The sequence below is a fragment of the Phyllobacterium sp. NPDC097923 genome (assembly GCF_044760925.1).
In the GTDB taxonomy this organism is placed as follows: Bacteria; Pseudomonadota; Alphaproteobacteria; order Rhizobiales; family Rhizobiaceae; genus Phyllobacterium; species Phyllobacterium calauticae.
Genome location: NZ_JBIWBL010000001.1, coordinates 2,079,151 through 2,095,161, shown reverse-complemented (window position 1 = coordinate 2,095,161; position 16,011 = coordinate 2,079,151). Strand labels below are relative to the sequence as shown.

At 61.6% G+C, this 16,011-nt stretch carries 11 protein-coding genes; 7 read left to right on the top strand and 4 right to left on the bottom strand.

Going from position 1 to position 16,011, the window contains the following annotated elements:
• Positions 1-132 precede the first annotated feature (132 nt).
• From ACIQWS_RS10635 to ACIQWS_RS10625, 3 genes are all read left to right on the top strand, one after another.
• Positions 133-954, top strand: a complete 822-nt coding sequence (locus ACIQWS_RS10635) for a UDP-2,3-diacylglucosamine diphosphatase (protein WP_223612928.1) — start codon at positions 133-135, stop codon at positions 952-954.
• A 27-nt stretch (positions 955-981) separates the two neighbouring features.
• A complete protein-coding gene (locus ACIQWS_RS10630; RefSeq protein ID WP_403177699.1) occupies positions 982-2,040 on the top strand; it encodes a glycosyltransferase family 4 protein in 1,059 nt (352 codons plus the stop codon).
• A 137-nt stretch (positions 2,041-2,177) separates the two neighbouring features.
• Positions 2,178-3,380 (top strand): MFS transporter, encoded by a 1,203-nt coding sequence (locus ACIQWS_RS10625; RefSeq protein ID WP_346308028.1) that lies wholly within the window; start codon positions 2,178-2,180, stop codon positions 3,378-3,380.
• On the opposite strand, the gene dgcA is transcribed toward ACIQWS_RS10625, so the two are convergent.
• A complete protein-coding gene (gene dgcA, locus ACIQWS_RS10620; RefSeq protein ID WP_403176244.1) occupies positions 3,377-4,360 on the bottom strand; it encodes an N-acetyl-D-Glu racemase DgcA in 984 nt (327 codons plus the stop codon). The genes ACIQWS_RS10625 and dgcA overlap by 4 nt on opposite strands.
• A gap of 190 nt (positions 4,361-4,550) precedes the next feature.
• On the opposite strand from dgcA, the gene ACIQWS_RS10615 reads away from it, so the two are divergent.
• From ACIQWS_RS10615 to ACIQWS_RS10605, 3 genes are all read left to right on the top strand, one after another.
• Complete coding sequence (locus tag ACIQWS_RS10615; RefSeq protein WP_288192495.1) at positions 4,551-5,423, top strand: ABC transporter ATP-binding protein; 873 nt, start codon at positions 4,551-4,553, stop codon at positions 5,421-5,423.
• A 12-nt stretch (positions 5,424-5,435) separates the two neighbouring features.
• Complete coding sequence (locus ACIQWS_RS10610) at positions 5,436-6,428, top strand: MlaD family protein (protein ID WP_346308030.1); 993 nt, start codon at positions 5,436-5,438, stop codon at positions 6,426-6,428.
• 103 nt (positions 6,429-6,531) lie between these two features.
• Complete coding sequence (locus ACIQWS_RS10605) at positions 6,532-7,086, top strand: ABC-type transport auxiliary lipoprotein family protein (RefSeq protein ID WP_374042692.1); 555 nt, start codon at positions 6,532-6,534, stop codon at positions 7,084-7,086.
• Between the two features lie 9 nt (positions 7,087-7,095).
• Here ACIQWS_RS10605 and ACIQWS_RS10600 read toward each other — a convergent pair whose 3' ends face one another.
• A complete protein-coding gene (locus tag ACIQWS_RS10600) occupies positions 7,096-7,521 on the bottom strand; it encodes a rhodanese-like domain-containing protein (protein WP_403176236.1) in 426 nt (141 codons plus the stop codon).
• 85 nt (positions 7,522-7,606) lie between these two features.
• Here ACIQWS_RS10600 and ftrA point away from each other — a divergent pair, with 85 nt between their 5' ends.
• On the top strand, positions 7,607-8,608 hold the full coding sequence (gene ftrA / locus ACIQWS_RS10595; protein WP_403177691.1) for a transcriptional regulator FtrA: 1,002 nt from the start codon (positions 7,607-7,609) through the stop codon (positions 8,606-8,608).
• 163 nt (positions 8,609-8,771) lie between these two features.
• On the opposite strand, the gene ACIQWS_RS10590 is transcribed toward ftrA, so the two are convergent.
• Positions 8,772-10,310, bottom strand: a complete 1,539-nt coding sequence (locus ACIQWS_RS10590; RefSeq protein ID WP_403176232.1) for an FAD-dependent monooxygenase — start codon at positions 10,308-10,310, stop codon at positions 8,772-8,774.
• 320 nt (positions 10,311-10,630) lie between these two features.
• Positions 10,631-15,859, bottom strand: coding sequence for a kinesin (locus ACIQWS_RS10585; protein ID WP_403176228.1), 5,229 nt, complete (start codon positions 15,857-15,859; stop codon positions 10,631-10,633).
• Positions 15,860-16,011: the final 152 nt, after the last annotated feature.

The following is a 16,011-nucleotide window of genomic DNA, read 5'->3' as shown; positions in this document are numbered from 1 at the left end:
TCCATTTTGTTACAAGTGTTTATCGCAGGAAACCATAGACTTTTTAGCGGCGTCATAAGACTGTGACATGAATCAGGTTTCTGTCAGACCAGAGGTACCGATGCGTACCGGCGCTGAACGGAGATCAGCCTCATGGTTGAGCCAGAGACACGTAAGTTTCGCACGCTCTTTTTGTCCGATGTGCATCTTGGTTCCAAAGGCGCCAAGGCGACCTTCCTTCTGGACTTCCTGAAGTATCACGATGCGGATACGATCTATCTGGTCGGCGATATCGTTGATGGATGGCGTCTGCGCCGCAGCTGGCACTGGCCGCAGGAGCACAACGACATCGTGCAGAAACTTCTGCGCAAGAGCCGCAAGGGCGCGCGCATCCTCTACATCGCCGGCAACCACGATGAATTCCTGCGCGATTTCCAGGGTACGCATTTCGGCGGTATCGAGGTCATGGACCGCACGATGCACGAAACCGCTGACGGCCGTAAATTCCTCGTGATCCATGGCGACCAGTTCGACGTCGTCGTGCGCAATGCCCGCCACATCGCCTATCTCGGCGACTGGGCCTATGATGCGGCGCTGGCCATCAACACCATCATGAACAAGGTGCGGCGCATGCTCGGGCTGCGCTACTGGTCGTTCTCCGCCTGGGCGAAATTCCGGGTGAAGAAGGCCGTCAACTTCATCGGTTCCTTCCAGACCGTCGTTTCCGACGAGGCCCGGCGCATCGGCGCCGACGGCGTCATCTGCGGCCATATCCACCACGCCACCATCGAAGAAATCGACGGCATCGAATACATCAACACCGGCGACTGGGTTGAAAGCTGCACCGCCATTGTCGAGCATCATGACGGCAAGATGGAACTGATCTCCTGGACGCATCTGATCGGGGAGAAGGCGGGCTTTGCGCCTGTCGTCAAACTCGAGGACAAGCGTCCCAAGGCGGCGAATGCGGCCTGAATGGCGTCTCCTGCAGAGATCGATCCGATGAAGCGGCTGGTCATCGTCTCCGATGCCTGGCATCCGCAGGTCAATGGCGTGGTGCGCACCCTGACCCAATTGCGCGAGCAGATGGAGGCGCGGGGCGTCGAGGTGACGATCATCTCACCCGCGGACTATCCTTCGGCGCCATGCCCCACCTATCCGGAAATCCGCCTGGCATTGACCTATCCTGCGGCGGTGAAAGCCCGGATCGAGGCGCTGCAGCCCGCCTTCGTGCATATCGCCACGGAAGGCCCGCTCGGCATCATGGCGCGGCGTGCCTGCCTGAAAAACAAGTGGCGTTTCACCACCAGCTTTCATACGCGTTTTCCCGAATATCTGCGCGAGCGCCTGCCCATTCCGCTGGCCTGGACCTACGGCTTTCTGCGCCGGTTCCACAATGCCGCCGAGACCTGCCTTGTCCCGACACAGTCTATCTACGAGGAATTGAGCGAGCGCGGCTTCGACACGTTGCGCGTGTGGACGCGCGGTGTCGACCGCGATCTGTTCCGGCCGCAGGCGGATGTCGATCTCGGTCTCGCGCATCCCGTCTTTCTCTGCGTCGGCCGCGTTGCGCCGGAAAAGAATCTTGAAGCCTTTCTGGCGCTGGATCTGCCGGGAACAAAACTTGTCGTCGGCGACGGGCCGGATATGGATGAGCTGAAGCGCAAATTTCCCGACGCCGTGTTCGCCGGCAAGAAGGAGGGCGAGGAACTCGCCCGCCACTATGCGGGTGCCGATGTGTTTGTTTTTCCCAGCCGCACCGACACGTTCGGCCTGGTGCTGCTGGAAGCGATTGCCTGCGGGCTGCCGGTCGCGGCCTATCCGGTGGCCGGCCCGAAGGATGTCATCGGTGCGACAGGCGCTGGCGTTCTGTCAACCGACCTGCAGGAGGCTGCGCTGGGCGCACTTGCCATGGGTCGCGTCGATCCCGATGCCACCCTGCAGGGATTCAGCTGGGAAGCCTGCGCCGATATATTCGAGGATATTCTCACGGCGATTGCCGGTGCCAAGCCGCAGCTCGGCCACGAAGCGAACGCGGCGAGGATCGCCTCCGCCGGCTAATTTATATTTTCTGCATTCATGATAATTGAGCTGGAAAACCTTCAGCGTTTCTAGGCAGTTGGGCCAAATCATGGTATTTCGGAATACGGCTATTCATATATTCGTGCGCCGTTCCTCGATCCTCCGAAAGTTCCTCCATGACAGCCGCCACTGCGGACACTTTTCACGACAAGCCATCTCGGTTCGAGTTTCGGCTGGCTCTGGCTTATTTCGCGATCTTCATCTCAAGCGGCCTGCATCTGCCCTATTTCCCCCTGTGGCTGGAATTCCGTTCGCTGTCGCCGACGGAAATATCGATCGTTCTGTCCATGCCGCTGTTCGTGCGCGTCATCGCCGCGCCGCTGGTTTCCATTCTGGCTGATCAATCCAGCGACCGGGCGCATATCCTGACCATTGCCACCGTTCTGGCGGTGATCGTTGCGGCGTTCTACTTTCTGCCGTTCAATTTCTTCGGGATACTGGTCGTGTCGCTGGTGCTTGCCGCACCGTGGACATCGCAGGTTCCGCTGGCCGACACGATTGCGCTTTCAGGCGTGCGCCGCTACGGCGCGGATTTTGCCAGAATGCGCGTCTGGGGATCGATTGCGTTCCTGCTGGCTTCCTTTGCCGGCGGTGTGCTGATCCAGCACACGGGCGAGTGGATCATCCCGACGGTGCTGCTGGGGGCGCTGGTAGCCGCATGCGGCATGAGCTTCGTGGTGCCGCGCATCGGCAAGCCGCGCCGCCTGTCGCCGCTGTCGGATATCGACATGGCGGATGCAGGCAGGGCGCTGCGCCGCCCGGCGTTCGTGACCTTCCTGATCGCCACGGGGATCACGCAGGCAAGCCACGCCTACGGCTACAGTTTTTCGGCCATCTACTGGAAGTCCATCGGCATTGAAGAGACGGTGATCGGCGCGCTCTGGTCCATCGCCGTGGTGGCCGAGGTGATCATGTTCACCTGCTTTCGCCGGGTTTTCGGACGCCTGCATCCGGCCAGGGTGCTGATGATCGGTTCAGCCGTCGCCATATTCCGCTGGACCGTCTTCCCGCTGATCGTGCCCGCCGGTCTCGGCGTCGCCGGCTTTTTCGTCGTGCAGAGCCTGCATGCCTTCTCCTTCGCCCTGTCTTTCCTCGGCATGCAGAAAATGATCGCCATGACCATTCCCGAGGAGAAAGGTGGAACGGCGCAGGGCATATCCACCTTCTTCATCGGCACGTCGCTGGCCATCGTCACCATGGTGTCCGGACCGCTTTACAGCGCCACCGGCATCTATGGCTTCTATGCCATGGTGGCACTGGCGGCAGTCGGGCTTGTCCTGGCCAATGTTTCGCTTCGATTGGAGCAGCGCGAGCGCTAGCCCCAAAGCTCCGATTGCGGTGGCGAGACGCGGCTGCCTTCAAAGACGAGGCCGGGCTGGCGGTCCTCCTTCAGGATCAGCGGACCGTCGAGATCGACGAAGTCGGCGTCCTGCGCGACGAGGATGGCAGGCGCCATGGCCAGGGACGTGCCCACCATGCAGCCGACCATGATGCCGAACCCGAGTTCGCGCGCCCGTTTCTGCATGCGCAGGGCCTCGGACAGGCCGCCCGTCTTGTCGAGCTTGATGTTGATGCTGTCGTAGCGACCAAGGAGGGTGTGCAGATCGTCCGTACCGTGGGCGCTCTCGTCGGCACACAGGGGGACGGGGTGGGGGATTGTCGAGAGAATGCCGTCCTTGCCCGCCGGAAGCGGCTGCTCGATGAGCACGACCCCCGCCTTTGCGGCGGCCAGCATGTGCCGGACGATATTCCGGTCGGTCCAGCCCTCATTGGCATCGAGAATGATGCGGCTGTCGGGCGCAGCTTCCGCTACGGCCCGAATGCGATCTTCGTCATCCTCGCCGCCCACCTTGACCTTGATGACCGGACGGCCCGACAGGGCGCGGGCCGAGGCAGCCATGGTCTGTGCATCGCCGAAGGAAACGGTCACGGCCGTGGTCAGGGCTTTGAGCGGCGACAAGCCGATGATATCGGCAACGCGCCGGCCGGCCCGTTTGGCTTCGAGATCCCAGAGCGCGCAATCGACGGCATTGCGGGCCGCGCCGGCGCCGATCAAACCGGGCAAATCGTGCCGGTTGGCCCCTGCGGCGAGCACGCTGCGCAGTTTTTCGATTTCGGCACAGACGGAATCGAGGCTTTCGCCATAGCGGGCATAGGGAACGCATTCGCCGCGCCCCGTGTGCAGTCCGTCGCGCAGGGTACAAACCACCACGGCTGCTTCCGTCTTGGAACCGCGCGAGATTGTAAACGTTCCGGCAATAGGCCAACGTTCAACGGTAATCTCCATGTTAACAGTCATTATGTGCGCCTTAATTGCTACAGTGACATCGAGTCCGAGACTCGATATGTGTGGGGGATGTTGACCGATAGAGCAAACAATTCAAGTGCTTCTGCCGCCGCAGGGTTCCACGTCGATACCGGCGTGTGTGCTGCGGTGCTGACGACGCTCTCTATCCATTGATTTTCAGATCCAGGGACGCCCGAGGCGAATGAATTCGACAGACAACGGCCAGAGCAGAGAGCAGGAGCCCAGCGATATCATCCTTTCGGTCAAGGATGTCAGCGTGTCCTTCGGCCGTTCATCGGTGCTGGAGCACCTGAATCTCGACGTTTATCGCGGCGAGATACTGGGATTTGTCGGCGCATCGGGGACCGGCAAATCCGTCCTCATGCGGACGATCCTCGGTCTCAATCAGAAACAGCACGGCAATATCAGCATTTTCGGCCATGACATCGATCATGCGACGGAACAGGAAAAACTCAGCGTCGACATGCGCATGGGCGTCCTGTTCCAGCACGGTGCCTTGTTCTCGTCGCTGACGGTTCTGGAGAACATTCAGGTGCCGATGCGTGAATATCTCGACATTCCGCACAGCCTGATGGACGAACTGGCGCGCCTCAAGATCGATCTCGTTGGATTGAAACCGGATACGGCGGAGAAATTTCCGTCGGAACTGTCCGGCGGCATGATCAAGCGTGCGGCGCTCGCCCGCGCTTTGTCGCTCGATCCCGACATCGTCTTTCTCGATGAGCCGACATCGGGGCTCGATCCCATCGGTGCCGCGGATTTCGATGAACTGATCGCAAATCTGCGCGATACCATGGGTTTGACGGTCTATATGGTCACGCACGATCTCGACAGCCTGTTCGCCGTTTGCGACCGAATCGCGGTATTGGGTAAGAAAAGGGTTCTTGTGGAAGGAACCATCGACGACATGCTGACGTTTGATGACCCGTGGGTTCAGGAATATTTTCATGGCAAGCGCGCGCGCCAGATCGTACCGAACGGCAGCAGCAGGCGAAAGTCTGATCGTGTGCAAAGCGCCCGGCAATCCGGGCCGTTGCTGAAGGAACAGGGTTAGGTGGAATAATCGATGGAGACCAAAGCCAACTACGTTCTGGTCGGGATTTTCACGCTTGCGGTTTGCGTCGCGGCGTTCGTCTTCGTCTACTGGATCGCCCGCTACGGCGACAGGCAGGAAATGACGACGCTGGAAATCCGCATTGCCGGTTCGGTCACCGGCCTGGCCGAGGGCAGCCAGGTGCTGTTCAACGGCATCAAGGTTGGCACCGTGCGGCGGCTGAATATCGACAAGACCAATCCTGACGCGGTGATCGCCACCGCGGAAATTGACAGCACGACACCGATCACCCGCTCGACGCAGGCAACCCTCGGCTTTACCGGCCTGACCGGTCTGGCCTTCGTGGAGCTCAAGGGCGGCAAGGTCTATGAGCCCAATCTGCTTGAGGAAGCCGACAAGGATGGCGCCGTTGCGCGTATCGATGCCGATCCGTCGGTGGTCAACAACCTTCTGCAGAAGGCGCAGGACATTCTTGAGCGCGTCAACACGGCGATGAGCTCGATCGAAAGTTTCATCACCGAGGTAAAGGGGCCGCTGGTCGATACGGTCAACAACACCAAGAAATTCACCGATGCGCTGGCCAAGAACTCCGATGTGATCGACAAGTTCAGCCAGAGCGCCGAAGACGTGCAGTCGGTGGTGCGCGAGGCGCGTGAAATGATGACGCGCCTGAATGCCGCTTCCGCCCGGGTCGATGGCGTCCTGGCCAAGGTCGACAATCTGGTGTCCGATGGGGACGGCAGCGTTGTAGCCGAGGCCAAGAACACACTCAAATCCTACCGCGAGGTCGCCGACAATCTCAACACCAAGCTCGGCCCGATCACGGACAACCTCAACCGCTTCTCCGGACAGGGCTTGCGCGACGTACAGGCGCTCGTCACCGAGAGCCGCCAGTCGGTCCAGCGCATCGAGCGGGCGATCAGCGATCTTGAGAAGAATCCGCAGCGGGTGATTTTCGGCGGCAGCGGCAATGTGCCGGAGTATGACGGCCGCACGCGCCGTTGACTTTGGCGATGCTGCATCGCATGAAGGTTAATGAATCGTGAAGCTTTGCGTGACAGGGATGATACCATTGGTGAATTCAAGAACGACAATTGCCGCTCTGCTGATGGCTTTGTCCGTTTCCGCCTGCGCCGGAACCAAGAAGCTTGATACATTCGATCTGTCCGGCCCGTCGCTGTCCGACACTTCATCCAGAAAACATGGCAGCCGGCAGATCCTGATCGCCGCGCCATCGGCCCTCAAAGCGCTTGACGGGGAGAATGTCGTTGTCCGCTCCGGACCGAACGCCATTTCGTTCCTGAAGGGCGCGCAGTGGTCCGACCGCCTGCCGAACATCGTGCAGACGCGGCTCGTGCAGGCGTTCGAGAGCTCGGGCCGCTTCGGCGGTGTCGGCCGTCCCGGCGAAGGCCTTGCCATCGATTATCAGGTGATCAGCAATATCCGCACGTTCGATATCGATGCTTCGGGCAAGGAAACGGCCGTTGTCGAGATCGCCATCAAGATCCTCAATGACAAGAACGGCACCGTGCGCGCAACCCGCGTGTTCCGCTCGACATCGCCGGTCAGCGGCCAGGGCAATGCAGCCTATGTCACCGCCCTGAACCATGCGTTTGACAGCGCCGCAGGCGATATCGTCACCTGGACGCTGTCCGTTATCTAAACCGGAAACTCAGGCGACCTTTTTGAGTTCGCCCGCCGCCGGACCGGTGGCGAAGGGGAGTTCCTCGTCGGCCCAGCCGGTAATGCCGCCGATCATGATTTTCACAGGGCGTCCCAGTCTTGCGAGTTTCAGCGCTGCCTGATCGGCTCCATTGCAGTGTGGGCCGGCGCAATAGGCGACGAACAGCGTATCGTTGGGCCATGCGGCCATGCGTTCGGCGGTGATCTCGCGATGTGGAAGATGAATGGCTCCCGGCACGTGACGGCGTTCATAGGCCGCCGGTGTTCCCACCACGTGCAGGAGGACAAAGTCCTGTTCGCCCGCCTTCAGCGATGCGGCCACATCGGCACAATCGGTCTCAAGCGCGAGACGCCGGGAAAAATGCTCGATGACAATCTGTGGTGCGGCGGCAGGGGTTTCGGTAACGTAGCTCATGGCGTTCTCCTGTGTTGCTGCCCAATTCGTAAGGCAAGCAACAAGGTACTGGTAGTTGGCAAGATTGCCATATATCGTCGATATCATGTCAAACGCATCCCTTGCCCCCCGCCTTGAGAATCCGCTGGTTGTCGCCGTTGCCTATGACGGGCTCTGCACGTTCGAGTTCGGCCTGGTCGTTGAAATGTTCGGACTGCCGCGCCCGGAAATGGGCGATGACTGGTACAAATTTGCCGTCGCCAGTATTGAGGTGGGCGAACTGCGCGCCACCGGCGGCGTGCGCATTCTGGCCGATGGCGGGCTTGACCTGTTCGAACAGGCGGGCACCATCATCATGCCGGGCTGGCGCGGTGTCGAGCATGCAGTGCCGGACGCTTTGGCACAGGCCCTTTGGCGGGCACATGCCAATGGCGCGCGGATTCTCTCCATCTGCTCCGGTGTGTTCGTCCTGGCGGCCGCCGGTCTCCTGGCCGGTCGCAGGGCGACGACGCATTGGCGTTATGCCGATCTCCTGGCAGAGCGCTATCCGGATATCGCGGTTGAGCCCAACGTGCTTTACGTGGATGAGGGTAGTGTCCTGACCTCTGCCGGGAGCGCGGCGGGCATTGACCTCTGCCTGCATCTGATCCGCCGGGATTTTGGTACCGAGGCTGCCAACAAGGTGGCGCGCCGGCTTGTGGTGGCGCCGCACCGTGAAGGCGGGCAGGCGCAGTTCGTCGAACGGGCCGTGCCGCCACCGCATGAGGGGGTAAGGCTGTCGCCGCTGCTCGAGCGGATGCGCACCGAGCTCAGGCAGGATTTTTCCATTGCAACGCTGGCCAAGGCGGCGGGCATGAGCCCGCGCACCTTCCTGCGCCGCTTCGAGGCGGCTACAGGCACGACACCGGCCAAGTGGCTGCTGTCGGAACGGCTGGCCAAGGCACGGGAACTGCTTGAGCAGTCCTCACTTTCGGTAGAGATCATCGCCGAGACCACCGGGTTCGGCACGGCTGCCACCCTGCGGCATCATTTTCGCCAGCAGCTGGCAACAACGCCCACCGCCTACCGCGAGATGTTCGGCGGAGAGAAGGCGCTGCAGACGGCGTGAGGACCACGGCAAGCAACAGCGTGCGTGGTTCGACAAGCTCACCATGAGGGATGACGTGGGCTGCAGGGAGTCATGTTCTGCAACGCCTGTGACTGGCTTTGCAACCAAACCACTTTCCTCATGGTGAGCTTGTCGAACCACGCACCACGTATCGTTCACCTGCCTATTCAGGCTCGCCGAACCATTGCGCCGCGGTCTGCGCAAGGTCTTCCAGATCGGAAGCGGTCGCACCGGCCCAGGCGACGATACCGTCAGGGCGTATGAGCACGGCGCGCAGGCCAAGCCGGTTTCTGGCATCTTGTGCGAGATAGCCGATCCGGCCGCCCCAGCGGCGTGCCAGCGCCTGAAGCGGTGCAGCGGCGTCAAAGTCCAGGAGAAGGCCTTTCCCGCTTCCAAGATGCCCGCCAAGGAACGTCCCGTCGGCCAGCTCGAAGTCGGGCGCGCTGCGACCGACGAGCGGATGGCTGTCCCCTAGATCGTAGCGGAGCGACACGCCCCAGACGCGTTCGGCGAAGTAGGTTGCACCATCGCGCGTATCGATGAGATCACGCATGATGGCTTCGAGCGCACGGGAACTGCGGCTCGGCCGCATGAGCGCGACCTGGGCACGCGACCAGTCAAGCACCTGCGCTCCAACCGGGTGCCGTTCCCTCTCATAACTGTCGAGCAGGCCGGACGGCGCGGTGCCGCGGATCGTTGATGCGAGCTTCCATCCCAGGTTCATCGCGTCGCCAAGCCCGAGATTCAATCCCTGTCCGCCGAGCGGGGAATGGATGTGCGCAGCGTCACCGGCGAGCAGCACCCGTCCGTTGCGGTAGGCGGTGGCCTGACAGGCGCGGTCCGTCCACGTGGTGGCAAGCGTGAGCGCCGTCAATGTGACGCTGGTGCCGGAGACGCGGCGCAGCACCGCCTGCACGTGGTCGAGCGTGATCGGCCGGGTCCGGTGGTAAACGCCGCCGTCGAAATCGACCATCGCGATGGTTCCGGGCTTCTGGTAGGTGTACATGCCCGTCGGCGTATAGTGACGGCCGGGGGCAAGCATATCCGGATCAGCGATCTCGACCTCAACGGAATAGCCGGTGAATTCGGGATCGGTGCCGGTGAACGTAAAACCGCCAGCCTTGCGCACGGTGCTGCGCCCGCCATCGCAGCCCACGAGCCAGCGACCGTGAAAGGCGGTGCCGCCGGCATGAACGGTCACGCCATCGTCCGACTGGTCGAAACGCTCCACGCCGAGGCCGCGCCTGATCTCGACGCCCATTGCGTCAGCGCGGGCGGCAAGGACGGATTCCACCTGCTGCATGGTGGTTGCCAGATTGGCGGCGGCAGGGCCGGGCAGGCGATAGGGCCATTTTGAGGTGTCGATATTGTCCTGGAAAAACTGGATGCCGGCGAAATGGCCGCCCGCGCGGCGCGGCTGTTGCACCCAATGCGCTGTAGCCGGTGTCCTGTTGCCATCCGATGGTTCTTTTTGCGGGGCCGGGATGTCGTCCAGCAGGCCGCGGCGATAGAAGGCTTCGACGGTGGGGGCGGAAAGGCCGCGCATGCCGAACGGCAACCCTTTCAGTGGGGAGTGCGGGTTCTCGGCTTGCTCCAGCACCAGGACCGAGAGGCCGGCGAGGCGCAGCTCGCAGGCGAGAAACAGGCCGACAGGGCCTGCGCCGGCAATCACAACATCATAAATCTCGGGAAAATCGGGCATGAACTACTCCTTTGTGGTCGTTCGACCGGAGCGGTTCATCGTTCTGCGAACCACACGGACGAACAAGAAACGCTTGGACAGCGTTGGCTGTTCGTCGAGGGGAACACTTGCACGAGGCAGGGACAGAGCTTCCGTTTCCGAAAGGACTTGGGCTTACCAAACCAAGTCTGCCTTTTCCGACGCGGCATGTATAGCGCCGAAGCCGCCGGCCTGCAACGGGAGATATTCCATTCGCTGCAGGCCTGTCTCCGGCGTTGGTGCGCGGGCAACAAAAAACGCGGCCAGTGGCCGCGTTTTTCAGTTCCGGCTGGTAACGCGCCTTAGCGCAGGCGGTTACTCGCATGGGCCAGCATGGTGTAGACCTTGCCGGTATCCGACGTCAGGTAGTTCTGGGTCAGGACATTGTCGCGATCATTGCGGGCAACGTCTTCCAGCAGGCGCTCGAAGTCGTCCATGTAGCGGTCGACGGCACGGCGGAATTCGCTGTCTGCCTGGTACTTGCGCTTGATCTCGTCAAACGTCTGCTGACCCTTCAGCGTGTAGAGGCGACGGGTGAACACATTGCGTTCACCGGCGCGGTAACGCTGCCACAGTTCAACCGAAGCCTCGTGGTCGATAGCACGGGTGATATCGACCGAAAGCGAGTTCAGCGATTCAACCACCTGACCGGGCGAGCGTGCCTCGGGCGCCTTTGCCTTTGGCTCGGCCGGAGCTTCATCACTGGATGCACGACGGAGCAGGTCGGAAACCCAGCCATTGCCCTGCTTGGGCTGTTCGGGGTTGCCGCGCACGTCGAGGCTGCCGCGCATGGCCGGGGCCGGAGCAGCGGGTGCTGCAGCAACGGCGCGTGGTGCTGCAACCGGCTCGCTGCGCTGCGGCTGCGGGGCCTGTGCAACGGCTGCTGCCGTACGGGCAGGAGCAGGGGCGCGGGCTGCCCGGGCTTCGCCGACGTCGGTCAGGCGTCCGGACTTCTGCACGATTTCCGACAGTTCCTTCAGCGCATTGATCTGCTCGGAAACAGCCTTGCGCATCTGCGCGGTCGACTGCTTGGCTTCTTCCGGCATGTCCATGACGCCGCGCTGCAATTCGGAGCGGGTCTCTTCGAGTTCCGCACGGATGGCGGCGGAGGAGCGGCGGATTTCGTCCGTCGCATTGGCGAACTTCTGCGATGCCTGTTCGACAACTTCCGCGATCGAATTGCGGATCTGTTCGGTTGTCTGCGTGGCACGGCCTTCGGCCCGGTCGAAGGCGGAGGAGACGAGGGATTCGAACGACCGCATGGTCTTTTCGATGTGCTCGGATTTCTCCACCAGACCGGTTGCCAGATTCTGCAGGGCGGCCTGACGTTCGTCGAAGGTCGAAGCGAGGTTCGACTGCGACGAGTTGATCAGTTCCGATGCAGCACCCAGCATCTTGCCATGGTCGTCGAAACGCTTGGCGATGGAAGCAATGTCGACGAGTGTCGTGTTCGACAGCTGCGAGAGCTTGCCGATATTGCCGTCGATCAGGCGTGTCGAGGACTGGAAGGACTCGGCCGCACGCGTTGCGTTTTCGGCAAAGGTGGTTGTCGTGTCGAGGAGGCGGCCATCGATGTCGCCAAGGTTCTTGGTGGCCATGTCGATCAACTCGCCCAGCTTCGCATTGGAAGATGAGAGGCGGTCGATCAGGTTGCTGACGTCGTCGGTCAGGCCTGCCTTGGCTTCCTGGACAGCGGTGATGGTTTCCGCAGTGCGGCTGGCGATGGCATTGATCAGGGCCGCATTTTCCACGCGCAGGCGTTCTGTCGCCGCCGTGGTGGCTTCGACAAGCTGCGAAGCGAGCGTACGGCCATTGTCAGCAAGGCTCTCGACGAGCGGCTGCGCCGTGTTGTCGAGGATGCTGATGATTTCCTGCGAGCGGGCTGCCAGCACTTCGTTGAGTTCGCGGGTGCTTTCGGCCAGCTTGGAGGCGGTGGAATCCGTGGCCGCGGTGAAGCGGGCTTCCAGTGCTTCCAGATTGGCGGCGGCTTCCGTTGCCCGCTGACCAAGACGCTTCTCGGTTTCAGCCAGGCTTTCATTCATGCGCTGGCTGAATGCCTCGCCGTGGCCGTCGAGTGCTTCACCGGCCTTCTGTGCTTCGCCGGTGAGGGTGGAAGCGGCTTCGGTGATCTTGTCGCGCAGGGTGCGGGCAACGACCGAGGCGCTCTGTTCAAGCGACTTGCGGACATTGTCGACACCCATGGCGAGCGCACTCTGCATGGTCGTCGTGCGTTCGTCGATGGTGCCGCCATGGGTTTCGAACGCCTTGGCGAGCACTTCGGCGCTGTCGTGCAGAACGGCCTGCAGGGCAACGGTACGATCGCTGATGGCGCTGGCCTGACCGTCAAGGGTCTGGCTGAGCGTCGTATTGCCATGTTCCATCGCCGCGCGAATACCGCTGATACGGTCGTCGAGCACGCTGGCATGGGTGTTGAGTGTCTCACCAATGCGGGCATCGCTGTCGGCGAGGCTTGCCGCGATGGCCGCGGCCCGCTCGTCGATCGTGCCGACATGGGCGGCAAGCGTATCGCTGATACCGGCATTGCTGTTGGCAAGCGTTGCCTGGATGGCTGCCGCGCGCTCATCAAGCGTGTTGACGTGCGAGGCAAGTGTGCTGCCGATCTTGGCGGTGCTGTTGGCAAGCGTCGACGTGATCGTCGCAGCCCGCTCGTCAATAGCGCCGACATGCGAGGCGAGCGTGTCATCGATGCGCGCACTGCTGTTCGAAAGCGCTGCCGAGATTGCGGCTGCCCGTTCGTCAATCGCATTGACATGCGAGGCAAGCGTATCACCGAACTGTGCGTTGCTGTCGTTGAGCGTTGCCCGGATTCCGGCGGCACGTTCGTCGATGGCGGTGACGTGCGAGGTGAGCACATTGCCGATCTGTGCATTGCTGCTGTCGAGAACAGAGCGGATGCCGGCAGTGCGTTCGTCGATGATCGAGGCGTGACCGGCCAGGGTCTGGCCGATTTGCGCATGGGTGTTTTCAAGCGCCGCCTGGATGGCCGCCGTGCGCTCATCCAATGCCGAGGCATGGGAAGAAAGCGTGTTGCCGATGCGTGTATCGCTGTTGGCGAGCGCCTGTTCGATACCGGCGGTGCGGTCCTCAATGGCGCTGGCATGCGATGCCAGGACATTGCTGATGCGCTCGTCACTGCTGGTCAATGCGCTTTCAATGCGGCTTGTCCGGCCATCAACGGATTCGATGAAGCCGCTGAGTGTGCCGTCGATGCGCGCACCGCTGTTGAGCAGGGTCGACTGGATTTCCGCGTTGCGGGCGTCAATGGCCTGCGTGTGGGCAGCCAGCGTCTCGTCAAGCTTGGCGTCGCTGCCAGCCAGAGCGAGCTGGATGTCCTGATTGCGTTCGTCCAGGCTCTTGGCATGATGGTCAAGAGTCTGGGCAATCTTGGCGTGCGTGTCGACAAAGGCGGCGCGCATACCGGACGTGCGGTCGTCCATGATCTTGGCATGGGCTTCGAGCGTCTGGCCGATGCGGGCATCGCCAGCCAGGATCGCGGCTTCAACGCCGGCACTGCGGGCATCGATGCTGCGCACATGTTCGTCCAGGGTCTGGCGGATCTTTTCATCCGTGTCGGAGAATGCAGCATGCATGCCCGACGTGCGGTCCTCGATGGCCTTGGCATGGGAATCGAGCGTCGCGCCGATACGGGCATCATTGTCAGCCAGTGCCGCACGCAGACCGGAGGTGCGGTCATCAAGCGATGCGGTGTGACCGTCGATGATCTGGCCGATGGCTGCCGTGCTGGTTTCGAGAACGGAGCGCAGGGTCGACGTATGGTCGCCAAGCTGTCCGGCCTGATCGCGAATGATCGAGGCAGCCCGTTCTGTTTCGCCGGAAAGGGTCGCAGCGAGGGCTTCGCGGCTTTCGGCCAACCTGTCGGCAAAGAGCGTCGTATTGGTGGACAGCAGGCTTCCAACCGATTCGGAAAGGCTCGACAGGTCGTTGCCGATCTTCGCCTTCGTCTCGTCGACGATACCGTCAATCGAAGCGCGGCCGTCAGTGAAGGTCTTGGCGATGTCGCGGGTGCGTTCGATCAACTGTTCATTGATCTGGCGCGCACGGGCTTCCAGCGCTGAATTCAGGCGTTCGGTGCTGGCATCCAGCGACTGGGCGCGGGTTTCGAATTCAGCGAGCAGGGAACGGCCGCGCTCGTTGATTGTGGTGTCGAGCCCGGCGAGACGCGTATCGAATTCACCGACCAGGGTCTGGGTGGCGTTGCCGAGCAGCGAGAGCATGCTGTTGGTGCGGCCATCCAGCGTATCGGCCAGCTTCATCGTCACCGAATCGGTCTGTTCGGACAGGGCTGCAATCCGCATTTCCAGAAGATTTGCAAAGGCTTCGCCCGAAGTGGTGATCTTGGCCGAGATGTCGTCGGAGCGCGAGCCGATCGATTCGGCAATTGTATGGCCGCTCTGGGTCAGGCGATCGATGAGCGTGTCGCCGGACTGGTTGATCGACATGGTCAGGTTGGTCGAGGCGTTGAGCAGATTGTCACGCAGCGAATCGCCAGCCAGGGACAGTTCATCCTTCAGCTGTTCATGTGCGCTGGAGATCGACGCACGAACCCGTTCGGCATGGCCGATGACCGATTCGCGTTCGCCGCCAAGACGGTCGACCAGCGTGCGGATGCGGTGTTCGTTGTCCGTATAGACGCGTTCCAGCTGGTTGACCTCGGTCTGAACAAGCGTTTCCAGCTCAACGGCACGGGCGAGGGTGCGTTCGACACCTTCGCTCATCGCGGCGACTTCACGGCGAACGGCCTGGCCCAGCGAGGCCACGCGGTCGGACGAGAGCATTTCCGGCTCGGAAAGACGCATGGCGGCTTCGGCCATGGAGCGGGCGGCATACTGCATTTCCTGCGCGCGGCGCACCATCAGGGCAAAGGCCCAGAACAGCATGATCGGAACGATGATCGCGACGGCAAGGGCAATCGCATAGGGCGCAGCGGCAAAATCGGCGAAGGACCGAATCGACCACAGGGACGAGCCGTAGAGCGCCTGACCAAGCGCAAGAACGCCGGCGGCCCAGAGCACGCTGACGATTGCGGTGACCAGTCCATAGGAGCGTGGCGCCTGGTTTGAAACCGGCGAGCGGGTCGTTTGGGTATTCTGCAGCAAATCGTCATTTGCCGGCTTGAATGTCTGCGGCGGCACGGCGGGCGCCTTTGGCGGCGCGGGCGGAGCAGCGGGAATCGGGTTGGCAGCCTGAATCTGCGGCTTGGGCGCCGGCAGCGGAATCGTGTTCTCCGCGGCAAGGCTTTCCTTGATTTCCACGGGCTTTACGGGTTCCGGAGCGACGGGCGGAATATGTTTTTCCGCTGCCAGTTCCTGCGCTGCCTGGGAAATCTGCGCTTCGAGATCGTTGAAAGAGATCAGATCGTCATCGACTGGCGAAAGATCCATATCCATGCCGAGTGTAGACTCATCGAAATCAATTTCTAGAGCCTTTTCAAGAGCTTCACCAAGTTCGTCCTCGGCTTTCGCTGCTTTGTTCTTCGGGGCTGTGGCCATGTTTACCTCGCAATATTGGGCAGTGACCACATGTGGAGTCGACTGCGCCATACTCTTTACGCCTTAAGTCTATCGTACTGGCACATGGATTGGAAAGAAACAATGGATTCGGGAAATGCTTAAAAGTTTAAACACAAGGTTAATTTTTTTGG